Below are 24,266 nucleotides of genomic sequence, written 5' to 3'. Positions count from 1 at the left end.
GTCAGCCCTCTCTCCTGGCCAGGTCCGCCATGGCCATGTCCGCGACGGCCGGGTGCACCACATCCCCGCCCCGGGTGATGAGCATCCCCTTCACGATTTCATCCGCGACATCCAGCTTGAGCACGCCGTCCTTGTCGGTGACGTGCGCGAGCAGCTTCTCCATGTTGCGCGAGTACATGGAGCTGGCATGCACCGACACCTGGCTGGGCAGGTTGCGCTCGCCGATGACAGTGACGCCCGTCTCCGTGCGGTAGCGCTCCCCCGCGCGCGTCAGCTCACAGTTGCCGCCCTGCTCCGCCGCGATGTCCACCACCACCGAGCCGCTCTTCATCCGCCGCACCATGTCCGCGGGCAGGAGCACCGGCGCGCGCCGCCCCGGCACCAGCGCCGTGGTGATGACGACGTCCGACTTCGCCACGTGCGTCGCCAGCACCTCCGCCTGCTTGCGCTTCGCCTCCTCGCCCAGCTCCTTCGCGTAGCCGCCGGAGCCCGCCGCGTCCGCGATGTCGATGTTGACGAAGCGCGCGCCCAGGCTCTCCACCTGCTCCTTCACCACCTTGCGCACGTCATACGCCTCCACCACCGCGCCCAGCCGTCGCGCCGTGGCGATGGCCTGGAGGCCCGCCACACCCGCCCCCAGCACCAGCACCTTCGCGGGAGGGATGGTGCCCGCCGCCGTCATCAACATGGGGAACAGCCGGGGCAGCGCCTCCGCCGCCAGCAACACCGCGCGATAGCCGGCAATCGTCGCCTGCGAGCTGAGCACATCCATCATCTGCGCCAGCGTCGTGCGCGGAATCATGTCCGTGGCCAGCAGCGTCACCCGCCGCTTCGCCAGCTCGCGCGCCAGCGCCGGATTCGCCAGCGGATACGCCAGGCTCACCAGCACCGAGTCCGCCTTGAGCCGGCCCAGCTCCGTCTCATCCGGCGGCTGAATCTTGAGCAGCAGGTCCGCGGCGGCGTAGAGGGCCTCGACGCTCGACTCGACGCGGGCACCCGCGGCCCGCAGCTCGTCGTCGGAACACTCCGCGCCCTGGCCCGCACCGCTTTCGACCACCACTTCGTGCTTCTTGCCGACGAGGCGTTTCACGCTCTCCGCCACGAGCGCGATCCGCCTTTCGCCCGGCACCGTTTCACGGGGAATGGCGATGATCATGCGGGCCAGCATAGGCCCATCCCCTCCACCCAATTCAATCCCAGCCAACGAAAGCCTTTGCAATCCATGTCAAGCACACCCGCGTCATGAGTGTTGACCGTGCAAGTGATTGGCGTCGACGTAGTGGTTTCCACCGAGCCCGGCGCCTGGAGCGTTTGAGCCCGAAGCCTGGAGCCCCGACATCGTCCCACCCGGCCGGCCCGCGAGCGTCCGGGCTCCTACCGGCCCGACTCTTGCTGTCGGAGGCGGACGCACCCGTCCCCCCGTCGGATAGACTCCGCGAGAGAAAGCCACCATGCCCTTCGACCTCCGGGAAATCCTCCGCCCCACCGACGCCGCCTCCGACGGGGCGCTCCCCACCTGGCTGCGGGAGAGCTGGAGTGACTCCGAGGGCTTCATCGCCGCGCTCGCCACCCACCACGCGGGACGCGGCGGCCCCGCGCCGAAGAGCCGCCCGGGCCAGCACCATGACTTCTTCCATGACCTGGTCGTCCGCCACGCCGACTCCACCGCACCCGCCTTCCGCGCCTGGGACGCCACGCGAGGCTGGCAGGCCCTGGGCTACCGCGAGCTGGGCGAGCGTGCATCCCGCCGCGCCACCGAGTGGGCCGCCCAGGGCGTCAAGCCGGGCGCGAAGGTCGCCCTCGTCCATCCGCTGGGGCAGGAGCTGCTCGTCTCGCTCATGGCCTCGCTGAAGCTGGGCGCGTGCATCAGCGTCCTGCCCCCCACCGGCCCCCTCTTCCTGTCGCGCAGGCTCGCCAAGCTGGAGCCCCAGCACATCTCCGCGGAGGCCCATCAGGCGCCGCTCATCAAGGGCTTCGAGAAGCTCCTGCTGCGCTCCAAGGGAGACGCGGCGCCCTCCTTCGCCTCGCACACGTACCGCCCCGCCGATACGGTGGCCCTGCTCTTCTCGCCGCGCGTCGACCCGCCGGACACCCCCGTGCCCCTCAGCGCCGAGCGCGCGTGGACCGGGGCGCTGTGCGACGGCCTGCTCGCCTTCGGCCTGGCCTCGGGCGACGTGCTCGCCGCGCCGGGCCTCCACTTCCTCCAGCACCAGCCCGCGCTCCTCTTCGCCTCGCTGCTGCGGGGCGCCACCTTCGTCCATCTGGAGCCCGCGGACCTGGAGCGCACCCCTGGCCTGCTCCTCGAGCATCCTCCGCGAGCGCTCGGCGTCTCTCCCGCGCTCCGGGACGTGCTGACCCGCGTCCGCGCCGGGCCGCTCAAGGGCGTGGGGCACTGGTTCCGCTCCGTCGATGCCCTCCATGACTGGGAGGCCTGGCGGGAGTGGGTGCGACAGTCGGAGCTGACCAAGGTGCCCCACTCGCTGGTGCTCATCGACGCCTCGGAGGGCGGCGTGGTGCTCGCGTCGCCCCGCCGCGTCGGAGAGCTGAACGCGGCCATCGCCCCCGCGCCGGGACGCGCCTGGACGCTGAAGGACCTCAACCTGAGCGGGCAGGAGGCCGCGGGCGACGTGGGCGTCTTCACCGCGCTGCCGGACAAGGACCGGCCCCCGGGCCACGTCATCCTCACGCGCCAGCGCGAGCAATTCCTGTATGCGGGAACGCGCGACGTGCGCCGCGACGGCCGCATCTACGCCGCGGCCGAGGTCGTGGAGGCGCTCGCCGACCTGCCCTTCTGCCAGGGAGCCTGCGTCAGCACCGCCGCGTCGGGTGGCAGTGTGCAGCACACACCTCACGTCCTGCTCGTCTTCACTGGCGCCGAGGACGCGGAGCGCTTCACGCAGGAGGCGGGCAACCGTCGCCTGGAGATACGCCGCCGGCTGGAGCTGCGCCTGGGCGCCGAGCACCTCCCGGACCGCATCGAGCTGTTCCCGCTCCTTCCCCATAGGACGAAGGACGGACAGCTCAATGAGGACTGGTGCCGCTCCCAGTACCTCACCGGCGCGCTCCACCAGAAGTCCTCGGACCCCGTGTTCCAGGCCCTCACCGCGCTGAGGGGCCGTGCTCGCGAGAGCGTCCGGGGCCCCGGCGACGACGAGCGCTCCCGCTAGCGCGCGTACGCGCCGGACGCGCCCGCGTTCCCTGGCGACGCGTCCTGGCCGACCCGGCCCCCCTTCCTCCTCCCGCTCCAGGGGGAAGCGGGTGGAATCGAACGCTGGCACGCGCCGCGCAATGGCGTGACTCCGCGTCAGACGTTCCATCCCGGAACCCACGACGCACGAGGTGCTCGCATGGGAGCCCAGGTCGTCATGGGAGCGATGCTGCAGTGCAGTTTCGGCGTCGCCCCGTCGTCGCTGGTCGTGCTGCCCACCAACAAGGTGGTCGGCCCGACGCCCGCGGCGAACGTCCTCGACAACAAGCCCCTGGTGAACATCCTCCCGTTCGGGATGTGCCAGTCGCTGGCCAACCCCATGGTGGCCGCGGCCACGGCGGCGGCGCTCGGTGTCCTCACCCCCATGCCCTGCATCCCCGCCACCGCGGCGCCGTGGGTGCCCGGCTGCCCCAAGCTGATGCTCGGCAACGCGCCCGCGCTGGAGAGCAACTCCAAGCTGATGTGCTCGTACGGCGGCGTCATCCAGGTCGTCTCCCCCGGACAGATGAAGGTCATCGATGGCTGACGCGGCCCTCAACCTGGCGCCCTTCGACGGCACCTTCCTGGAGACGCCCCTGGAGGGTGAGCCTCCCCGCGCGGCGACCGCCGACGAGCCCGACACCCGCGTGGAGGCCGTCACGGAGGCCGTCGCCAGCGGCGACTACGCCACCGCGGCTCGCGGCGCGGAGGCCCTGCTGCGCGAGGGACAGCGCGACACGCGGCTCGTCGGCGCCTACCTCTTCGGGGCGTTCCAGGAGCAGGGCCTGCTGGCGATGCCGGGGCTCTTCCGCTCCATCCTCCTGGTCCTCACCACCAGCCGTGCCGCGTTCGGCCCGGTGGCCAAGCGCGACATCTTCCTGGAGAGCGGGCTGCGTTGGCTGCTCCGGTCGATGAACAAGCACCTGGCGCACAACGAGAAGAAGCAGGAGGCCACGTGGCGGCGCTGGTGCGAGGCCGACAACCGCGCGCCCATCGAAGAAGCCCTGGCGCTCTCCGAGCCCATCCTCGCCGAGCTGCCCTCCCTCCCCAAGAACGGCTGCGAGGAGCCGATGCGCAACCTCAGCCTCTGGCTGAGGCGGCACCTGGAGTTCCTCCCCGCGCCCGCGCCGCCCGCGCTCGCGCTCGCACCCCAGCCGGGCGCCGAGCCTGAGCCCGCGCCCTCTCGCGCCGACGCGCCCGCACAGAAGGCCGCGCCCCGCGCCGAGCCAGCCGCGCCCGCAAGGCCCGCCGGGCCCACCGTGCCCGTCGCCCCGCCGCTCGCGCTGCTGCTGCGCAAGCTGGAGGCGTTCGACGCGCTGCTCGCGCAAGGCGAGATGACCAAGGCGGGCGTGATTGCCGCGGACGTGCTGGCCACCGTGGAGCGGTTCGACCCGCGCGTGTACCTGCCCTCGCTCTTCACCCGCTTCTACGCCGGCCTGAGCGGACACGCGCGCGGCTTGGAGCCATTCCTGCAAGAGGCCGACTCGCTGCCCATGCGCGCGCTGGAGCAGCTCTACCGGGTGGACCTGGACGCGTTCCTCGGCCAGCCCCCGCTGAACTCCGGAGAGGAGGACTGACGCCATGCACGACATCACGCCCACCTCCTCCACCCCGGCCCTCGGAGCGCCCTCCATCGAAGCGCGCATCAGCGAGCGCGCCCACGAGTTCGACATCCCCGCGCTGCTGGAGCTGCTCTCCAAGGAGGGCTACGGCCCGGATGACCTGGAGCTGCGCAGCCACCGCGGCACCGTCCACGCCCCCCAGCTCATCCACTCCGTGGAGTTCGTCCGCAACCCGCGCCGCGCCATCATCACCGTCAACCTGGGTCTGCTCAGCGTCCAGTCGCCCCTGCCCTCCTTCTTCCTCAAGGCGATGGAGTCGCTGGACCACGACACGATGGAGAGCTTCCTCGGTTACTTCGACCACCTGCTCCTGCGCGCGCGCTTCGCCGGCCTCTTCCCGGAGCGCGACAGCTCGCTCCTGCCGGGCTGGGAGGGCTCCGCCGCGCACCGCCTGCGCCTGCTTCGCCCCGCCTGCCCCTCCACGCTGCACTGGCTGTTCGCCCACGCGTACCCGGAGGCGGAGGTCCGCGTGCGTCGCGCCACCCGCCGCCAGCGCATCGACACGCGCGGAATCCAGCTGGGCGGCGCGGCCCTGGGCGACGGCACCTCCATGGGCGGCTTCGCCACCGTGCCCACCGGCGGCCTGGAGGCCTGGCTGCACATGAGCGAGTCCTTCAGTGGCACCGGCACTGCATGGGCCATTGAAGCGCGACGCCGGCTGCGCTCGCGCGTGTTGCCCCACCTCATCGATACACCGGTGTTCCTCACCGTGGTGCTGGTCATCAAAGACCAGCACGGCCACGCCCGCGTCGAGGACACCAGTCACCTGGGCTACGAGCCCATCATCGGCGGACCCGAGCAGTCGCGTCAGGTGGTCCTGTTCTCCGGTGACACCACGCCGACCTCACCGCCTCCGCAGTGACGCAGGACCCCGGCGCGTCCCGCCGGGTCGCAGAAAGGCCTTCCACCCGAGGGAGTAACGTAGCCATGTCAATCCAGGAACAACTGCCCAAGTCGCGCATCACGCTCACGTACCGGACCACCATCAATGGCGAGCAGGAGGCGGTCGACCTGCCGCTGCGCATGCTGATGCTGGGAGACTTCTCGCTCGGCTCCTCCGAGGACCGGAAGGTGGACCTCGACGCGCGCAAGCTGCGCTCGGTCAACGGACGCAACCTGAACGAGCTGATGGCGGACATGAAGATGTCCGTGAACTTCCAGGTGCCCAACCGCATCAACCCGGACGTGGAAGCCGACCTCAACGTCGAGCTGCCCATCACCAAGATGAAGTCGTTCCACCCGGACGAAATCGTCAACCACGTCCCCAAGCTCAAGGCGCTGCAGCTGCTCAAGAAGCTGCTGTTGGAGATGCAGTCCAGCATCGACAACCAGAAGGCGCTGCGCAACATGGTCTACGAGCTGTTCTCCAACAAGGAGGCCCTCAAGGCCGTCCTCGCGGAGCTCAAGGACTACGAGTCGCTGAAGCTGCCCAAGGCGATTCCCGCGAACGCCTCGCCCGCCACCACCGGCGCCGCGGCGACCACCGCGACCGCGACCGCGCCGGCCACCGTCCCCGCGAACGCCACCGTGACCTCGTAATCCCGCTCACGTCCACACCATTTCCACAAAGGTAACCGTCATGGCTGAAACCTCTATTCTGCCCGGGTTGTTCAAGAGCGTGCGGCTGGAGCGTCCCGTGGACGCCAAGCCGATGATCTCCGAGAAGTTCGTCCCCGCTCTCGATGAGAAGGAAGTCACCATCGAGGCGCGCTTCATGTCCTCGCTCGCCGCGCTCGTGCAGAACGTGCCGCCGGCGACGACGGACTCGGGCGACGCGCTGCGCTTCGACAAGGGCCAGGTGCTGGCCGTCGTCGACCGCATCGACGCGATGATCAACGACCAGATGAACGAAATCCTCCACCACGAGCGCTTCCAGAAGATGGAGTCGGCGTGGCGGGGCCTGGAGGACCTGGTCTCCAACACCAACTTCAAGGCGAACGTCGCCATCGACCTGCTGGACGCCGCGCAGGACGAGCTGGGTCAGGACTTCGAGAACAACTCCGCGGACGTGTTCGCCGGGTCGCTGTTCAACAAGGTCTACATCCAGGAGTACGACCAGTACGGCGGCCAGCCCTTCGGCGCCATGATTGGCCTGTACGAGTTCTCCTCCACGCCGGGCGACATCAAGTGGCTGACGCAGATGGGCAAGGTGGCCAACGCGTCGCACTGCCCCTTCATCGCCGCGGTCAGCCCCAAGTTCTTCGGCTGCGACAAGGTCGAGGAGATGGAGGCCATCAAGGACCTGGAGGGCGCGCTCGCCCACCCGCGCTACGGCAAGTGGAACGAGCTGCGCAACAGCGAGGAGGCCGCGTACCTGGGCCTGACGTTCCCCCGCTACGTGCTGCGCCTGCCCTGGCATCCGGACAAGAACCCCTGCGACGACCTCCACTTCACGGAGGATTCGCAGGGTGACTCCAACAAGTACCTCTGGGGCAACTCGTCCATCCTCTTCGCCCGCAACATGGTGAAGGCGTTCGAGAACTCCGGCTGGTGCCAGTCCATCCGCGGCCCCAAGGGCGGCGGTCTGCTCACCGGACTTCCGGTGGACACGTTCTTCCTGCGTGGCCAGGAGGAGCTCAAGGCGCCCGTGGAGATCGCCATCCCGGACTTCCGCGAGTTCGAGTTCGCGCGGTGCGGCTTCATGCCGCTCGTGTACAAGAAGGGCTCCAGCGAGGCGACGTTCTTCAGCACCCAGTCCGCGAAGGTCGCCAAGCGCTTCAAGGACCCGAAGGACTCCGAGAACTCGCAGCTCGTCACCAACCTGGCCTACACGTTCTCCATCACCCGCCTGGCGCACTACGTGAAGTGCATCATGCGCGACAACATCGGCAGCACCGCCGATGCGCCCTACATCCAGCGTCAGCTCGACGCGTGGCTGGCGGGCTACGTCACGACGGTGGCCAGCCCGGATGACCTCACGGTCCGCCGGTTCCCGTTCAAGGCCACCAGCGTGGTGGTGGAGCAGCGCACTGGGGAAATCGGCTGGTACGACTGCAAGGTCGCCGTCCTGCCGCACATCCAGTTCGAAGGCCTCAACGTGGAGCTGATGCTCGAGTCCCGGCTCGGCTAGTTCCGCTTCGCTGTACTCAAACCCCCAACCATTCAGGAGTGAGTCATGCCTCAGTTCGCACGTGACCTGGACGTCTATCAGGGCTTCAACTTCAAGAAGGACAAGCAGACCCCCGTGGGCTTCATCACCTCCATCACCGTGGGCGGCATCGCGCTGGCGGCGGACCAGGAGACCATCTACGACCCGGAGCAGCCGGACAAGACGCTGGCCACCAAGTGCGTGGGCGTGCTGAGCAGCTACCTGTGGGAGACGGGCGCCACCGACGCGCTGTACCTCTCCGCGCAGATCTCCACGACGAACAAGCAGTCCATCGCCACGATGCTGCTGGGCACGTTCTCCAACATCGAAGTGGTGATGAAGTACGTCATCTACGAGTACGACCCCATCGCGAAGAAGTACTTCAAGTCCAACTTCGTGGACGCGGACCTCAACGGCATCCTGGAGAAGAACGGGGACCGGCTGAACATCGCGGTGGCGGACAACGAGTCGCGCGAGGTGCAGTCGCCCAAGAACTTCACGTTCCAGATTGGCGTGAAGCCGAAGACGATTGAGCAGTCCATCAACGTCGCCGCGGCGTCCTCGAAGAACATCGTCAAGAAGTGGGGCGTCACGGAGACGGCGTAGTCCTTCGCCGCCACACCGAGCACAACATGCCCCCCTTCAAGCTCGCACGGGTCCGGTGGCACGTCGGCCAGACGCTGCTTCCGGAGCATTTCGAGGCCCAGGATGAGTCGCTGGAGGCCCAGGTCCGCCTCCACGCCTCGCTGTCTGGCACGCCGGGCTACGGCGTGGCGGCAATGGCCTGGAGCGAGCCGTTGCTGGCCGGTGGAAGCCTGTCCGTCTCGACGATGACGGCGGTGACACCGGCTGGCTTCGTGGTGGACGTGCCCGGCAACGCGGTGCTGCCGCCCTTCTCGCTGGAGGGCACGGGCCGCGCGGAGGCCACCGTCTACCTGCATGTGATGGGGGACACGACGAACGCGCAGAGCGTGAGGCTGTACGCCGAAGACCCGCCGGTGGTGGAGCGGGTGATGCGGCGGCTTCGCCTCTCCGCGGAGCCGGTCCTGGACGGAGCGAAGGACACGCTCCCCCTGGCCGTCTTCCGAAGGGACACCGAGGGCGTGTGGCGGCTGGCGGAGGACCTGGTTCCTCCGCTGCTGCTCGTCGGCCCCCACCCGTTCCTCGGGGCCCTGCTGGAGCGGCTGGAGGCGCTCCTGGAGCAGTCGCGGCTGCAGCTCATCGCCCGGCTCTCCGACAGCTACCTGCGCACGGACCGGCTGAGCAATGCCCGCCGCGCGCTGTGCGAGGTGCAGCGGCTGCAAGCCCTGCTGGAGGACATGCACCGCCATGTCTCCCCGCACCCGTATGTCTTCTTCGATTCGCTGCGCCGCCTGTACTTCGAGGCGTGCTGCTATCTTGAGCTGATGCCCGACAAGTCGCTGCCCACCTACCAGCACGAGGCCCCGGGCAAGGGGTTCGGCCGCTGGGTGGAGTTGCTCACGCGCGCGCTCCAGCCGGAGGCCACCCGCGCCACGCACCGCGCCTTCGATGCGCGCGATGGCCAGTTCATCTTCACCCCGCTGCCGCCCGAGGTCCGGGAGAGCGGCGAATTGTACCTGCTCGTCCAGCGCCGCCTGGCCGGCGAGCCGCTGCCCATGGACGGCGTGAAGCTGGCGGGGCCCTCGCGCCTGGCCACGGTGCGCCGCATGGCCCTCAAGGGCATCACCTTCGAGTACGTGGCCCACCCGTCCTTCCCGCACGCGCTGGGCCCGGAGATCGACTGGTACAAGCTGGCCCAGGGCGAGGAGTGGCAGTTCGCGCTGCGCGAGGACGGCCTGGCCTTCTACGCGACCCCAGCGCTCCAGGGCGCCCAGGTGTCCCTCTTCTGGCGCAGGTCCTGACATGGGTCGCGCCTCCTTCCTGGACAAGTTCGCCGTCCGTGGCGACAGCCGCGCCCCCAGCCGCAAGGGCTCCAATGAGCTGGAGCACGTGCTGCGCAACCTGGAGGCCGTGCTGAACACCAAGGCCGGGTACGGCTTCTTCCGCCGCGACTTCGGCCTGGGCGAGTACACGGAGAAGTACGGCACGCGCGAGCTGGTGGAGTCGCTCACCGGCGAGCTGCGCGACGAGATTGCCCGGTACGAGCCGCGCCTGTCGGACGTGGAGCTGACGCTGCGCGGGCGCGACGCGGGGCTGTGGCTGCACTTCGGCCTCACGGGAGTCGTGGCCGGCGAGCGCCGCAAGCTGAAGCTGCGCTTCGACACCCTCAGTGCCCACGTGCGCGTGGAGGAGGAGCCATGAAGTCCAGCGGCTTCAACGACAGGCTGGTGGTGTCCGTCACCCTGACGGCGGGCGGCACCGCGCACGCCATCCCCGCGGGCGACGTGAAGTCCTTCGCGCTGGAGCTGAGGCCCTGGGGCTTCGAGGGCCGCGTGGAGTTCGACCTCGCGGACAACACGTCCGCGGGAGGCCTGGAGACGGACCCGCTCAAGGCCGCGTTCCTGGAGCAGGACCTGATGGAGGTCCAGCTCGAAATCAAGGGCACGTACACCGATACGGCGAAGCAGCCGGCGCTCACGTCCCTCAAGGTGAAGGGCCTGGTCTCCGAGCGCTCCCTGGTGGAGATGGCCGCCGCGCCCGAGCCCGGCTCGCCCCTGCTCCACCGCCGCTACGGGGTGACGTTCCAGGACGCCGCGCAGCTGCTGTGGAGCCAGCACTTCCCCTGCATCCTGTACACGCAGAAGTCGATGAAGGACGTGCTGGACGCCCACAAGGGCTCGCACATCACCTTCAACTACGACTGGAGCGCGGGCCTGGACACCGCGAGCCCGCAGCTGTTCCTGGGCCTCACGCCGGAGGAAGGCGTCAGCTTCTACGACTTCCTCGTCTGGTACGTGGACACGCGCAACGGCGTGCTGGCGTACGACTACGCGGCGGCGAAGTACTCGCTGTCCACGGCCAAGGCGGCGACGGGCACGCCCGTGCCGCTGGTGGGCCCGGAGATGGACCGGGTGGCGCTGCGCTTCCCCGAGGTGGCGCGCCACGACGTGAATGTGCTCAACGCGGTGGCGGAAGGGCCCGCCACGCGGCCCATCACCCAGCAGCGCGCCGTCACCGGCATCCGCCAGGACGTGCTCGTGCGCACGCCCATCACCACGGAAGTCGACGCACGGGTGACGCTGGAGACCGCGCGGCTCAAGCTTCGCGGCATGGAGGTCGACCTGACGTGGAAGCGCTTCCCCGCCACCGCGCTGACGCCGGGGATGCTGGTGAAGCTGCCCACGACGCAGGCCTGGGCCGCCGCGGGACTGGCCGCCGGGCAGACGTTCCGGGTGCGCTCCATCGCGTTGCGAGGGGACGCGCTCGCGTCCTCACCGGACGCGGAGCACCTGGCCAAGAACACCGGCTTCGACTTCGCCATGCACACCGTGCTGGAGCCCCAGGCGGAGACATGGGTGGAGCTGCCCGCGTACTCCCCGCCCACCTGGCCCCGCTACGTGGAAGGTCTCATCGTCAGCGAAGCGGGCGAGCAGCCGCACGAGACGTGGCAGGCGTACACCGACTCGGCCACGTCGCAGGACGGCTACAAGGTCAAGATTCCCCTCTGGGCGAATCAAATCGTCACCCTCCCCTTCAACCCGAACCTCCTGCCCGGGCACTTCTACTTCCCGGCCTACAAGGGGGAGCGGGTGCTGGTGGGGCTGGACTTCCAGAAGGCCTGGCTCAAGCGCTTCCTGGACTGGCGTGACACGGCGCGTATGCCCGCGGACGGCCAGGGCACGCATCTGTTGGTGGGCAAGACGCCCGAAAACGGCACCTCCATGCGGCACTCCTATGCGGAGGGCAAGCCGGTCTTCCTCTTGCAGAGGACCAACGCCAAGGACACGGCCCGCATCGAAATCAAGGAGGGGACGCTGACCATCCGGGTGAAGGAAGAGCCCGCGTAGGTGCGCTTCGGAGGCGTGAAGGAACCATGGGAACGCTGGTCTGCACCATCGAGCTGGACAAGCAGAAGGGCATCACCGTCACGGTGGACAACGCCGAAGGGCAGATTGTCCAGACGGTGACCATGGACGGCACCAGCATCACCCTCAAGGTGGCGGGCCAGGCGGACACCAGCACCGTGGTGCAGAAGGCGGACAGCATCGTCGTCACCGTCAAGGACTTCAAGGTGGACGCGGAGACCATCACCCTCCTGTCCTCCAAGACGTCCGACTGGAAGAGCCAGGACACGCTGACGGTGGAGAGCACGAAGGACATGACCTTCACCTCGTCGGCGAAGCTCACGCAGAGCGCCACGCAGGACGCCAGCCTGTCCTCCTCGGCCAAGATCAACGTGGAGGCCACCCAGGCGCTGGCGATGAAGGGCATGACGGCGTCCATGCAGGCGACCGGCGGCGAGGCCAAGGTGGACGGCCTCACGCTGAAGCTGTCGGGGGCGACGGACGCGTCCATGAGCGGGCTCAACGTCAAGGTGTCGGGCCAGGCCGCGCTTGACCTGGAAGCCCAGGGCATGGCCAACCTCAAGGCCTCCGGAATCACCAGCGTGTCCGGCGCGCTGGTGAAGCTGGGTTGAGGGAGTACACCCGATGAGCGGTACCAAGGACCGGCTGCACCAGGACTTCCTCGAGGAGATGGCCTCGCTGGAGCGCTTCCGTCAGCGCTTCCACGAGCGCTACCCCGCCGCCCCGCTGGAGCGCGAGGACCCGGACGTGCGCCGCCTCATCGAGGCGATGGCGTTCTTCTCCGTGCAGACGCGGCAGGCGACGCTGCACAACCTGCGCTCCACGTGGCGGCGCCTGTTCGCGGGCTTCTTCGACTTCCTGCTGGAGCCGCTGCCCACGCGCGCCGTCGTCCAGGCGATGCCCGCGGGGAAGATGGGCGAGCCGGTGCTCCTGCCGCGCGGCACGGAGCTGCGCCTGTCTCCCACCGAGGGAGAGCCCGGCATCTTCCGGCTGCAGCGCGACTTGCGCGTGCTGCCCGTCACCCTGGAGTCCACCCAGGTGCGCCCCCTGGTGCGCGGCGGGCACCGGCTCATCCTCCACTTCGAGTCGCGCCACGAGCGCGCGGACGCGGTGGAGACGCTGAGCCTTCACGTGCGCCACCTGGACGAGTACCTGCCGTCCCTGGCGGTGTTCCACTCGCTGCGCCAGCACCTGCGCGACGTCAGCGTGGTGTACGGCGAGCTGGCGGACGAGCACTCCACGGGCGCGAAGTGCGCCGTGTCGTTCGACCGGGAGCCGCCCGCGCCGGATGACTCGGCGACCTTCGCCCACCCGCTCCAGCGGCTGCGCTCGTTCTTCCTCTTCCCGGAGACGGAGCTGTTCCTCCACGTCGCGGTGCCCCCCACGCGCGGCGCCTGGCGGCGCTTCAGCCTCTGCTTCGACCTGGCCCAGGAGTGGACCGTGGGCCGCTCCCTGCGGCCGGACTTCCTGGTCCCCTTCGCGGTGCCGGTGGAGAACCTGCGCGCGGAGCCCGCCCAGGTCATCACCACGGACGGCACCCGCTCCGAGCACCCCATCCGCAACATGAGCGCGGCGCGGGAGCTGGCGCTGCACTCGGTGACGGGCGTGTACGAGATGACGAAGTCGGGCCTGGCCCCGCTCAGGCCCGCCCACCTGCCCGGCAAGGGGCCCGGCTACGAGGTGGAGGAGGTCCCCAGCCAGTACGGGCCTTCGCCCCACCTGGTGCTGCGCATGCCGGAGGCCTTCTCCACGCCCCGCAAGCTGCTGGTGGAGGCGCTGTGGCACCAGCCGCGCTTCGCCTCGGAGGCCCTGGGCCGGCTCACCGTGGGCATCCCGGGGCGCCACATCGAAGGCCTGGACTGGCGGCTGGTGGGACAGCTCCAGCCGGACCGCGAGAGCCCGCTGCGAGATGACCTGACGGCCCTCACCCAATTGCTCGCCTGGAAGGCCCAGCCCACGCTGGGCCTGGAGGAGCTTCGCGCGGTGCTGGAGCACCTGGGCACGCCGGGCGAGGGCCCCTTCCGCCGCGTCCTGCCGCTGCTGCGGGAGCTGAGCGTGTCGCGCGTGCCGGACAGCGCCCGGCAGGGCTCGGGCCTGCGCCACGTGTACGAGGTGGTGCTGGAGCCCTTCGAGGAAGGGCACGAGCCCCTGGTGGTGTGCTTCCTCACGCGGGTACGGGAATTGCTGGACGTGTGGAACAACGAAGCGACGGTGGAGCTGCGAGCGACCATCGCCGGAGCCGGTCCCCTCGTCCTTCCGGGAGCCTCCTGACATGAAGATGTCGCACTGGAAAGCCATCCTCCTGGCCTATCGACACGTGGAAGAGCTGCTCGAGCGTGAGCTGGGCTCGCCGGGCATGGACTCCGCCCTGCGCGAGCGGCTCTCCCCGGGCGCCATGGAGGCCATGTCGCGCGGCCTGCTCTACGAGCTGGAGCAGCTGCGCATCCACCTGGGAGAAGCGCTGCGCTCCGACGACGTGGAACAGGTGCTCCAGCCCTTCGCGTTCCTCGTGGACGAGAAGGTGCTCGGCAGGCTGGCGAACGACGACGCGCAGCACTGGCCGCTCTTGCAGCTCAAGGCCTTCGGCGTGGACTCCGGCGGCGACCTCTTCTTCGACCTGGCCGACGCGGGCCTGCGCAAGCAGGACACGCCGTCGCTGCTCTTCGAGATGCTGCACTTCTGCCTCACCGCGGGCTTCGTGGGCCGGCACGTGGGCCACCCCGCCCGGCTTCGCGACTACCGCGAGCAGCTGGTGGCGCGCATTCCCCGGCCGGAGGCCGTCGCGCCGGAGGTCACCACCGAGGACATGGGCCCCCCGCCCACCCTCTACGACTTCCCCTGGCGCTACTACGCCGTGACGATGTCCATCATCGTCGCGGTCCCCGTGCTGCTGTGGCACCTGTCCAACTGAGGCCCGCCCCGTGAATCCGCCGCCCCCCGCGTCGCGAATGGACGCGGCCGCGTCCCGGAAGGCCATGGCCGAGCTGGTGGAGCGGCTGGAGCAGGTCGTCACCTCGTCCCTGGGAAGCCTCGCGGAGGGCACCCGCCCCCTGCTGGACGTGCTTCGTGAGGGGGCAAAAGCCCTGGAACCCGGCCCTGGCGGCGCCCGGCTCTCCCCCAAGGAGCGGGAGGCATGGGGTGTGCAACTGGAGGCGACATTGGAGCGACTGGAGGACGTCCTCGAAGGACTCCAGCTCGCGGCCCGCGCGAAAGCGGGCGGGAAGAGGGATTGAGTCATGGCGGGCGAGAAGACCCCTGTCGCCGCGGCCGCGAGCGCGGCGGCGAACGCGAGTCCTGCGACAGTGGAAGCAGCGAAGCCCTATCTGACGTGGGTGTTGATAGGGCTGGCGGTGCTGCTCGCCGTGGCCCTCGTGGTGGGCCTGGTGTGGTGGTGGCGCAAGCGGCGCCGCGCCGCGCCGCAGGTGGAGCCGCGCAGGAAGCTGGACGCGAACGCGCTGGTGCGCATCCGCAAGCAGTTCCTGAGCGCGCTGCCGTGGCGCTACCGCGTGGCGGTGATGGACTTCCCCACGGTGGTGGTGTTCGGCCCGGCAGGCGCCGGCAAGACGACGCTCATCGACCTGGAGGTGGACTGGCGGAGGCAGGAGCGGCAGTTCATGCCCAGCTTCACCTCGGACCCGCTGCTGCAGATCTTCCTCGGGCCGGACAAAATCGTGCAGGAGGTGTCCGCGTCCCTCTTGGAGGATGACACCCAGGAGGCGCGCCGCGCGCTGCGCCGCCTGTGGGAGGCGAGCTTCCGGAGGCAGAAGGGCCGGGTCGCCATCGCGCTGGACGCACGCTGGCTGGCGGAGACGCCGCCGGACGAAGTCCGCCGGGTCATCCAGCTGATTCGCGGGAAGATCAACCTGCTGTCCGAGGTGTGCAAGGGCGCCGTGGAGACGCGGCTGTGCCTGACGCACATGGACGCGATGGTGGGCTTCCCGGACTTCGCCAAGCTGCTGAGAGACCACGGCATCCCGCTGCACTGGGACGTGCCGCCGCCGGGTGAGGAGGCGAAGCTGGCCGCGGGGCTCCAGCCGATGGAGCAGTACTTCGCGCTCGGCCTGGTGTCCCTGTCGGTGGAGGCCTTCAGCCGGCTGGAGGAGTTCTACGCGCGCGGTGGCGAGTCCTTCGCGGCGCTCTCGCGCTTCGTCACCGGGCTGTGGGAAGGCGGCACGCTGTCGTACCGCCCGGAGCTGTCGCGGGTGTACCTGTCGTCGCCCATGCCGGAGGCGCGCTCCACGGGCGTGTTCGCCATCGCCCCGGAGAAGCGCAACATCGAGCTGCGCGCGCGCTACCGGGGCAAGCACCTGAGCCGCTGCGCGCTGCTGCTGGCGGTGGGCTGTCTGCCCGTGCTCGGGGCCTACGGGAACTTCTACAAGAAGCTGGAGGAAGCCCAGCGGCACATGGAGGACTTCGAGGCGACGGTGCAGCGGCTGGGACAGCAGCACCTGACAGCCTCCGGCGAAGTGGTGGTGGACAAGGGCCAGGGCGCGATGCAGTCCATGGACACGCTGCTGGCCGCAGCGCGCTACTTCCCGCTGTTGAATCACAGCTTCATCGACGAGCAGGAGGTGCTCCGCCAGCAGCTCGCCAACACCGTCCGGCTGTCGTACCTCAAGCCACTCCTGGAGAGCTGCCAGGAGCAGTGCCAGCGCTGCGGCACGCTCATCCCCGGCTGCGCTCCGGCGGAGCTCGCGGGCAACCGCTCGCGCTGGGCGCCGACGCACGCGGACGAGCGCTGCGAGCGAGAGACGCTGTGCCGTCCGGAGCAGATGCTGCACCTCATGGCGGTGACGCGCGCGTCTCGCGGCGACGACATGGGCCGCTTCGTCCTGTCCGGGCTGAACGTGGCGTACCGCAAGCGCTGGAACTGGGCGGCGGATTCCCTGAGCTTCATCGGCACGAACGCCTCCGAGAAGGAGTCCAACTGGATGCAGGCCACGAAGCTGCGCGAGGAGGTGGTGGGCGACTACATCATCTCCAGCGACCAGGCGTGGCGCGCGGGCATGCAGGCGCAGGGGCAGTTGCCGTGGATGCGCTGGCCCTACGAGTGGCTGACGGAGGAGAGCTACCTGGGGCCGTGGAGGGACCACCTGCAGCGGCTCCAGCTGGTGCTGGGCGCCAGCGAGCTGGACCTGGAGCAGTGGCGGGTGCTGGCCAGCGAGCGCCAGCGGCTCCAAGTCACGTTGGCCCAGAGCGTCGCGTACACGTCCGCGCGCAAGATGCTCGCGCTGCTGGACGCCTCCGGCTCGCCAGAGAGCCAGGCGACGCTCAAGGGCGTGGAGAGCACGCTCGACTCGATTGACTGGCACCGCGAGCACGAGCCGATGCTGGCCGCGGTGCTGCGCATGGAGGAGGAGATCGACGCGGGCCTGAAGGCCGCCGCGGAGATGTCCACCGCGGAGCTGCTGACGCGCACCGGGGGCCTCTTCGTGCCCACCAACGGCGACTCGCGCCTGGAGGTCCGGGTGCTGCAGCAGTCCTTCGAGTTCCGTCCGAAGGAGCTGTCGCGCGTGCTGCTGGACAAGCTGCTGCGGCAGATGGAGCAGGGCCAGCGGCCCTTCCAACGGCAGACGGTGCGCCTGCCTCCGGGCGCGGTGGCGTCCGCGTCGGAGATGGGGATGGGCATGGCCATGGATGACGCGATGGACCTGGGCCGCGTGGACGCCCTGCCCTCGCGCCAGGGCTCGGAGTGGCTGACCTTCGAGACGGACATCCGCCCGCTGGTGGACGAGTTCACCATCCGCATGACGGACTCCAAGCTGTCCCGCGCGGAGGCCGCGCAGCGCCAGGGCTACGTGCTGAAGAAGGTCTCCAACTTCGGGCAGCGCTACCGGCAGGACCTCTTGGTGAAGTACCGCGACTACCGCTTCACCGCGCTGACGACATCGCTGGCCTCGGAGCTGTCGGCGGTGACGCAGCCGACGTCGGAGCTGGTGTCCATGCTGCGCGAGGTGGCGACGGGCGCGGGAATCGGCCCCATGGAGGGGCCGTACTACGAGCCGCTGCGCCAGGAGCTGTCCGCGTTCCGTCCGATTGTGCAGCTCATGACGCCGGACAAGGACGGGCAGACGGCGCAGCTCGCCGCCTATCTCTTGTTGGTGTCGCAGCTGCACACGGAGGTGTCGGGCTTCAACGCGGCGCCGGTGCTGGGGGAGCGCACCGTCATCCCCGCCTCGCTGCGCACCGGGGGCGAGGAAGCTCCCGCGACCAGCGAGGAGGGCGGCCGTCAGTTGACCGACCTGCTCTCGCCGCTGGGCCGCGTGGGCCTGTCGATGCTGCTGGACGAGGAGGGCTCCTACCTGCGCCGCGTGGATGCGTGGCTGGACAAGCAGGGCATCCTCGGGGAGCTGCGCCGGCCGTTCCGCGAGCCGTTCCTGATGACGCGTGAGCTGGGCCGGGCGGAGCTGGAGCGCGTGCTCGAAGAGCAGTGGGAGTGGCGCTACCGCACCCTGCTCACGCCGCTGCTGCGCCGCTACCCGTTCGCCGTGGAGGCGAGCCAGGAGCTGGACCCCACGGAGCTGGAGGTGCTCAAGCGCAAGGACGGCGCCTTCTGGCAGTTCGTGAACCAAGTGCTCTCCCCCGTGGTGGAGGAGCGCGGGACGGAGTGGATGCTGCGCCGCTCGCTGCGTCAGCAGCTCTCCGTCCCCCCGCGCATGCTGGCGATGCTCGGGCGGCTGTCGCGCCTGGCGAAGCTGCTCTGGAACGACGAGGGCAAGCCGCAACCGCTGATGCTCCAGGTGCGCCCGTTGCCGCTGCCTCCGTCGGGAGAGAACGGCTTCGTCACCATGTCCTTCCTGAAGTGCGGCGCGGCGGCGGCCTTCGGCTTCAACCAGACGCCCGCGTGGCAGGACTTCGCGCTGGCGTGGTGGGAGCCCCGGTCGGCGTCCGTTGGAGTGGAGCTGCGCGTTCCGGGTCGCGAGGCCAAGCGCTACCGCTCCACGGAGCTGTCGCGCTCGTCGTGGAACTGCTTCCGCATCCTGGACGCCGCCACGTTCGACGCCGAGCACAACGCCATCTGGCCGCTGCCGGGTCCGGATGGTTCGGAGCACTCGGAGATCCGCCTGCGCTTCGGCATGCGGGGCGGGCCGTGGACGCTGTTCCAGGAGGTGACGCGATGAACGCCACGAAGTGGCCGTGGCTGATGATGCTGGCGCTCGCGCTGGGCACCGTGGCCTGCGCGCCCACGCACCTGACCATCAACGTGAAGTCGCCGCCCGGGACGAACCAGGGTCGGCCCCTGCACATGGTCGTCCGCGCGGTGGACTCGCAGCGCTACATGACGGAGTTCTATGCCGACGTGGCCGAGCGCGTGGTCCACCCGGACGACTCGGTGGTGGAGACGCTCGTCGTCTACCCCGGCGAGAAGACGCAGACGCGCGTGAAGATTCCCGAGGAGTCGCCGCTGGCCATCTCCTTCCTGTTCACCACGCCAGACGGTGCCTGGCAGGTGCTGCTGGACGCGCCCATCCCGGGGCGCGTGGATATCGAGCTGGAGGAGAGCCGCATCCGCACGGACGCTCCGAAGAAGAAGCGCTCCTCCAAGGGCGGCGAGGCACCCAAGGCCGAACCGCCGAAGGTGGAGCCGCCCAAGGTCGAGCCTCCCAAGGTGGAGGGCCCGAAGCTCGAGGCCCCCTCCGCCGGGAAGTAGCCCCTGGGGCTCCGTGCCGTCGTGCGGGGCCTCGCCAACCGAAGCCCCTCACTTCGAGCAGACCCCATGAGCTACGACGACGTTCAGTTCATCGGCTATCACCATCAGCTTGGCTACAACGCGAAGAACCCTGGCGCGCCCGGGCGCATCTGGGGTGGGCAGCACAAGCTCCTCCCGGGGCCCCCGCACCAGGTCGTGTCCGGCAAGGGGACGCAGGCGTACAAGGGCCACGCGGACGACCGCACCGACCTGACGAACCGGTGTTCCTACGTGAAGAACGCCATCCTGGCGGCGGCCAACAGTCCGAACATCGACCTGGATGCCACCACCCTCAAGGTGTTCGTGATGCCCGAGTTCTTCTTTCGGGGCGTCAAGGGTGGCTACAAGCTGGAGCTCATCGCGGAGGTGCTGAAGGACTTCCGCAAGTGGGCGTTCAACGCACGGCCGGACCGGTTCAGGAACTGGCTGTTCGTGCTCGGAACCATCATCGGATACATGGATGTGATGGACCCCGTGGTGCCCAACAGGAAGACGGGCGTCGAGGTCTTCAACATCGCGCTCATCCAGCAAGGAGGCTTCCTGAACCCGGATGGGAAGCATGAGCGGCTCGTCTACAAGGAATACGTCTCCGGCATCGACTACATCAACGAGACGACGACGACCTTCGACGCGCTCTGGAACCGCACCGGACACACGGACACGCGCGGGATGAGCCTGCTCGGCGCGGTCAACAAGTACCGCACCACGGTGCCCACCCTCGGCTCTCACGACGTCTTGTCCCAGGCGCCCACCCGGAGCCGGAACCGGAGCGAGTGGTCCGACAATTCCTTGCAGGGTGGCTGCATCTTCCGGCTCGGCGATGACCACGAAGACATCAACGAGGTCTGCATCGGGGTGGAGGTCTGCCTGGACCATCTGCAGGCGCGCATGAGGAACAGTCCGGAGGGCGTGGACACCATCGAGCCCATGATTCAAATCATCCCCTCCGCCGGGATGAGCATCCGGGACCCCGCCGTCAGCGTGGTGAACACGGGCTATGTCTTCAACGTCGACGGCCTGCGCACCCAGGCGAGCGCGCCTCCCGCCATCGAGCTGAAGCAGTGGAACGGGGCGGCGACGGTCGCCCTGGAGACCGCGGGCACGTTCAACCTCCACGCAGTCCCGAATCCCGTGCGCGCCGGTGGCGCGCTGATGGCCACCGACTACTTCGCCTCCGCGGGCCAGGTGAAGATCTACGACACGCGGGTGATGCCGCCGCGCGTTCCCGTCGGCAACTTCCTGGCCAACTTGTTCGGAGCGCCCTGACGCGCGCGCTCAGCGGCACCGCATGCGGTGCCGCGGCCGTCCTGAGACAGAGCGGCTCACGCCCGGAGCGGGCCTCCAGGAACTGGGGGCACTGAAGGCACTGGCGGAACGGAAGGCCCCGGCGGCAGCACCATCCGCGCCTCCAGTGAGTCGAGCGACGCGCCAACAGAGCTCGCCACGCCGTCCACCTGGGACTTCATGCCCGAGCGAGCCGTGGTGACCTGCTCCTCGGCGGAAGCGCCCGCGGCCTCCATCTGCGACTGGGCCGCCTGCGTTCCCGCGTCGACCTGTTGCTCCAGCGCGGGGAGCCGCTCCTTCACCTGGGACTTCACCGCGTCCACCCTCGCGGCCATCTGGTCCTGGATGGTCGTGACTTGCGCGACAGCCTGGTCCCTCGCGGTCCCCACCTGCGCGACGGCGGCGGACACCGCGGCATCCATCTGCGCGCTCGCGGGCTCCACCTGCGCGAGGACGGCCTGCTTCAGCGTGTCCACCTGCTGCACGAGCTGCTGCTGGAGCGTGTCCACCTGCTGGAGGGCCTGGGTCCGTACGGTGTCCACCTGGGCGAGCACCTGCTCCTGGAGCGAGGACATCTGCGTCGCCATCTGCGAGGAGAACGTGCCGAGCTGCGTGGTGATTTGCGTCACCACCTGCGTGATGGCCTGCACCGCCGGAGTCACCAGCGGCTTGGGGAGGTTCGCGGCCGGAATCGCGTCCAACAACGTGCTCACGCGCGTGAGCAGTGCTTCCAGTGAGCCGGTGAGCGTCTGATACAGCGTCTGGAGTTGCTCCAGCACCGCGGGCAGCGGCGTGAAGAGCGCCAGCACCTGCTCCTTCACCGTGGCCAGCTGCGCGAGGACGGACTCCAGCGTCGCGAGCGCGGTGGTGACCGCCTGTTGCAACGGCTCACGGATGGCGGCGACGGCGGCGACAGCGCCTTTCACCAGCGCATCCAGCGCCTCACCCGCCTGGGTGATGATGCCTTCCACCTGCGCCTGGGCGGGCACCACGGCCTTCTCCACCGTCTCCACCTGCGCGAGCAGGGACTCGACCTGCCCGGACATCGTCGTCTCGAGCGTGCCCAGCGACGTCGTCGCGCCCTCCTGGCTCGAACGCAGCGGCGCCACCACGCTTCCCTCCAGCGCGGTCAGCGAGGACGCCATCGACACGGAGGCCCCATCCACCTGAGCGCGCAAGGGAGACAACTCCGCGCGCAGCCGGGCCGCGTCCTCGTCGTCCTTGCGCGACGCCAGCTTCGCGTCCAGCGCGTCGATGCGCCCCAGCAGCGCCGCGAGCACGGGCTCCAGCTCGGGACGAATCGACGTGATGAGGGCTTCGATGCCGCTGCCCACGGACTCGACGGCCGTGCGCGAGGAGCCCACGCGCGCCGTGCAGCCCGACCCGCATGACTCCAGGTCGCCCCGGAGCTCCGTCAACGTGCCCAGCAGTGCCTTCACGACTCGACCTCCCTTCGGCTCACTCGTGCCTCGCGCGTCACTTGAGTCGCTCCAGCGCCGCGCGCGCTTCGGCCGCGGCGCCATCCAGTGGAGCGGTGCTGCCATTGAGTCCGGACAGGGCGCCGTTGAGCGCGGCCCGCGTCTCCGCGACCTTCGCGTCCACCGCCGCCTGCGCTGACTCCAGCTTCGCCTGCGTCTCCGTCGTGGCGCCGTCCAGCTTCGCCTGCGAGGCGCCGGCCGCCGTCTTGTACGCGGCGGTCGTCTCGCCCATGGCGCCGCTCACGCCCGCCGTGAGGTCCGCGCGCGCCGTCTCGACTTGCGGCGAGACATCGTAGGTGGACTCGGCGGCGGCGACGCCGGTCTCCTCCTTCGTGCGGAACATCATCACGCCCTCGGCCATGCGCACCGTCTCGGTGTCCGGACCGGAGACTCGGCGCAGGTGCCATACGGGCTTCATGTCCTGGTAGTCGTGGACGATGGAGGTCTGACTGGTGTCGTTCTTCCCCAGCAGGATTCCATCACCCTGCCCGTCCTGGGGAAGCCGCGCGGCGTCCGCCCAGTCGAGGTGCCGGTGCAGCTCCGCCCGGTCGAAGTGCAGCTCCACCAGCACGCGCGCGTTCTTGTATGGCGGGAAGTAGAAGTGTCCGGGGAAGAAGCCCGGCTCGGCCGGCACGCTCACCGCCTTGTTCCACAGCGGCACCGTCACGCGCCACGTGAGCACCGAGGTCTTCTTGTCCTCCGACAGCAGGTAGATGCGGTCCTTCTCCCCGCCTCCGGGGCTGAGCACCTTGCCCTCGACGTGGATGGGATAGCGCGGCGTGCGATGCGCGGGCAGCGTCACCGTGGTGTCCGTCGTGCGCTCCACCAGGAGCGACATCTCCACCTCGAAGCCCGCGTCGGTGTTCTGCAACCCCGCGTGAGGCCCCTCGTCGAGCGACCGAGCCGAAAGCACCAGCTCCACCGAGCGCAGGTCCTCCCCCGTCCCCACCGCCGCGCGGCCCCACCTCGCACCCTCCAGCCGGATGCCCGCGCCGGGGCTCACCGCGACGGTGGGATAGTGGCGGAACGAGAGTCGCAGCCGTCGCTGGGGAACGCGCAGTCGGGAGACCTCCAGTGTCTGCCGCTGCTCCACCTGGGAGACGATGGGCGTGCGCACCAGGTAGTCCTGATGGAGCCCCGCGACACCGACAGTCGCCGGGACATCCAAAGTGGAGGACTGGAGCGCGGAGGCATTGAGGACGCGAGCCGCGTGCCGGGGCACCGGCGGCATCACCACCTCCACCCGCTCTACCTTCTCCCACGACAGCGGCGCGGCCCTGGCCACGGGCGCCTTGCGGCCCAGGAACGCATAGCGGTCCTTCACGCTGTCATAGGTCCAGAGTCCTCCCCGGCTCGCCGCCAGCCAGGCGACGAAGTCATGGAAGCCCACGCCCGGCGCGTCCTCCCCCAGCGCCAGACAGATGAGGGGCCGCTTCTCGTCGAGCACGTCCCAGTCGCAGTCCAGCGCGAAGGCCCCCGCCGTGTGCTCCGTCAGCAGGGCCGAAAGCGTGGTGTCCGTGCGCAGCTCGGTGGGACGGTGCTGGCGCCAGAGCACCCGGGCGACGTCCTCGAACTCCACCGTGTAGCGCCGGAAGCGCACCTGGGCCCCGTCCACCGGTCCATGCGTCCGCGCCTCCAGGCCCCGAGAACGCGCCAGTCCATGGAGCTTGAGCGGCTCTGGCGGCGTCGTCGGAACGGGGTAGCCCCCCTTGATGATGGAGAACTTCACGTCCAGGAGGTCCTGGGTGGAGAAGGCGGTGAAGAGGGCCGCGTCGTCCTTCTCCAGCCCGGTCCAGAAGCTCACCGAGGCGGTGAAGCCGTGCGGCAGGAGCTGGACGGAGAAGGCCTCCACCTGCCCCCCGGGAATGACGAAGGTCTGCCCGCCCTGGGTCAGCGTGAGGGACAGCGCGAGTCGTTCCTGGAAGGCCATGCGTCCCGACTGCACTTGCCCGTTCCGTGCCAGCCCCCAG

The 24,266-nt window shown here is 69.5% G+C and carries 20 protein-coding genes; 17 read left to right on the top strand and 3 right to left on the bottom strand.

Going from position 1 to position 24,266, the window contains the following annotated elements:
* Window position 1: 1 nt before the first annotated feature.
* The gene (locus LZ199_RS00660; protein WP_253991673.1) at window positions 2-1,168 is read right to left on the bottom strand and encodes a Re/Si-specific NAD(P)(+) transhydrogenase subunit alpha; all 1,167 of its coding nucleotides are present in this window, start codon (window positions 1,166-1,168) and stop codon (window positions 2-4) included.
* A 283-nt stretch (window positions 1,169-1,451) separates the two neighbouring features.
* Between LZ199_RS00660 and LZ199_RS00655 the strand changes: the two genes are divergently transcribed.
* The 17 genes from LZ199_RS00655 (at window position 1,452) to LZ199_RS00575 (ending at window position 20,800) form a co-directional block, all read left to right on the top strand.
* Window positions 1,452-3,167 carry an AMP-binding protein gene (locus tag LZ199_RS00655; protein WP_253991672.1) on the top strand — a complete coding sequence of 572 codons (1,716 nt, stop codon included), beginning with the start codon at window positions 1,452-1,454 and terminating at the stop codon, window positions 3,165-3,167.
* A gap of 180 nt (window positions 3,168-3,347) precedes the next feature.
* The gene (locus tag LZ199_RS00650; RefSeq protein WP_253991671.1) at window positions 3,348-3,734 is read left to right on the top strand and encodes a DUF4280 domain-containing protein; all 387 of its coding nucleotides are present in this window, start codon (window positions 3,348-3,350) and stop codon (window positions 3,732-3,734) included.
* On the top strand, window positions 3,727-4,764 hold the full coding sequence (locus LZ199_RS00645; protein WP_253991670.1) for a type VI secretion system protein IglI family protein: 1,038 nt from the start codon (window positions 3,727-3,729) through the stop codon (window positions 4,762-4,764). The genes LZ199_RS00650 and LZ199_RS00645 overlap by 8 nt, the downstream gene beginning before the upstream one ends.
* A 4-nt stretch (window positions 4,765-4,768) precedes the next feature.
* A complete protein-coding gene (locus LZ199_RS00640) occupies window positions 4,769-5,671 on the top strand; it encodes a type VI secretion system baseplate subunit TssG (RefSeq protein WP_253991669.1) in 903 nt (300 codons plus the stop codon).
* A gap of 65 nt (window positions 5,672-5,736) precedes the next feature.
* On the top strand, window positions 5,737-6,348 hold the full coding sequence (gene tssB / locus LZ199_RS00635; protein ID WP_253991668.1) for a type VI secretion system contractile sheath small subunit: 612 nt from the start codon (window positions 5,737-5,739) through the stop codon (window positions 6,346-6,348).
* 40 nt (window positions 6,349-6,388) lie between these two features.
* Window positions 6,389-7,879: a type VI secretion system contractile sheath large subunit gene (gene tssC, locus LZ199_RS00630; RefSeq protein WP_253991667.1), complete on the top strand. Its 1,491-nt coding sequence runs from the start codon at window positions 6,389-6,391 to the stop codon at window positions 7,877-7,879.
* A gap of 45 nt (window positions 7,880-7,924) precedes the next feature.
* Complete coding sequence (locus LZ199_RS00625) at window positions 7,925-8,503, top strand: hypothetical protein (protein ID WP_253991666.1); 579 nt, start codon at window positions 7,925-7,927, stop codon at window positions 8,501-8,503.
* A 26-nt stretch (window positions 8,504-8,529) separates the two neighbouring features.
* On the top strand, window positions 8,530-9,780 hold the full coding sequence (tssK, locus tag LZ199_RS00620; protein WP_163865852.1) for a type VI secretion system baseplate subunit TssK: 1,251 nt from the start codon (window positions 8,530-8,532) through the stop codon (window positions 9,778-9,780).
* A gap of 1 nt (window position 9,781) precedes the next feature.
* Window positions 9,782-10,180, top strand: coding sequence for a GPW/gp25 family protein (locus LZ199_RS00615; RefSeq protein ID WP_253991665.1), 399 nt, complete (start codon window positions 9,782-9,784; stop codon window positions 10,178-10,180).
* On the top strand, window positions 10,177-11,826 hold the full coding sequence (locus tag LZ199_RS00610; RefSeq protein ID WP_253991664.1) for a hypothetical protein: 1,650 nt from the start codon (window positions 10,177-10,179) through the stop codon (window positions 11,824-11,826). Before LZ199_RS00615 ends, LZ199_RS00610 begins: the two co-directional genes overlap by 4 nt.
* 26 nt (window positions 11,827-11,852) lie before the next feature.
* Window positions 11,853-12,455, top strand: a complete 603-nt coding sequence (locus LZ199_RS00605) for a hypothetical protein (RefSeq protein ID WP_253991663.1) — start codon at window positions 11,853-11,855, stop codon at window positions 12,453-12,455.
* A 13-nt stretch (window positions 12,456-12,468) separates the two neighbouring features.
* Window positions 12,469-14,115 (top strand): type VI secretion system baseplate subunit TssF, encoded by a 1,647-nt coding sequence (locus LZ199_RS00600; protein ID WP_253991662.1) that lies wholly within the window; start codon window positions 12,469-12,471, stop codon window positions 14,113-14,115.
* 1 nt (window position 14,116) lies between these two features.
* Window positions 14,117-14,755 carry a DotU family type IV/VI secretion system protein gene (locus LZ199_RS00595; protein WP_253991661.1) on the top strand — a complete coding sequence of 213 codons (639 nt, stop codon included), beginning with the start codon at window positions 14,117-14,119 and terminating at the stop codon, window positions 14,753-14,755.
* Window positions 14,756-14,765: 10 nt separating this feature from the next.
* The gene (locus LZ199_RS00590) at window positions 14,766-15,077 is read left to right on the top strand and encodes a hypothetical protein (RefSeq protein WP_253991660.1); all 312 of its coding nucleotides are present in this window, start codon (window positions 14,766-14,768) and stop codon (window positions 15,075-15,077) included.
* A 3-nt stretch (window positions 15,078-15,080) separates the two neighbouring features.
* Window positions 15,081-18,965, top strand: coding sequence for a type VI secretion IcmF C-terminal domain-containing protein (locus tag LZ199_RS00585; protein ID WP_253991659.1), 3,885 nt, complete (start codon window positions 15,081-15,083; stop codon window positions 18,963-18,965).
* The gene (locus LZ199_RS00580; RefSeq protein WP_253991658.1) at window positions 18,962-19,495 is read left to right on the top strand and encodes a hypothetical protein; all 534 of its coding nucleotides are present in this window, start codon (window positions 18,962-18,964) and stop codon (window positions 19,493-19,495) included. The genes LZ199_RS00585 and LZ199_RS00580 overlap by 4 nt, the downstream gene beginning before the upstream one ends.
* A gap of 66 nt (window positions 19,496-19,561) precedes the next feature.
* Window positions 19,562-20,800 (top strand): hypothetical protein, encoded by a 1,239-nt coding sequence (locus LZ199_RS00575; protein WP_253991657.1) that lies wholly within the window; start codon window positions 19,562-19,564, stop codon window positions 20,798-20,800.
* A 56-nt stretch (window positions 20,801-20,856) separates the two neighbouring features.
* Here the strand turns inward: LZ199_RS00575 and LZ199_RS00570 are convergent, their stop codons facing one another.
* Together LZ199_RS00570 and LZ199_RS00565 are read right to left on the bottom strand one after the other, a co-directional pair.
* On the bottom strand, window positions 20,857-22,257 hold the full coding sequence (locus LZ199_RS00570; protein WP_253991656.1) for a hypothetical protein: 1,401 nt from the start codon (window positions 22,255-22,257) through the stop codon (window positions 20,857-20,859).
* Window positions 22,258-22,294: 37 nt separating this feature from the next.
* Window positions 22,295-24,226, bottom strand: coding sequence for a hypothetical protein (locus LZ199_RS00565; protein ID WP_253991655.1), 1,932 nt, complete (start codon window positions 24,224-24,226; stop codon window positions 22,295-22,297).
* Window positions 24,227-24,266: the final 40 nt, after the last annotated feature.

This window comes from Myxococcus qinghaiensis (assembly GCF_024198215.1).
Classification (GTDB): domain Bacteria; phylum Myxococcota; class Myxococcia; order Myxococcales; family Myxococcaceae; genus Myxococcus; species Myxococcus qinghaiensis.
This window is presented reverse-complemented; position numbering and strand designations above follow the sequence as displayed.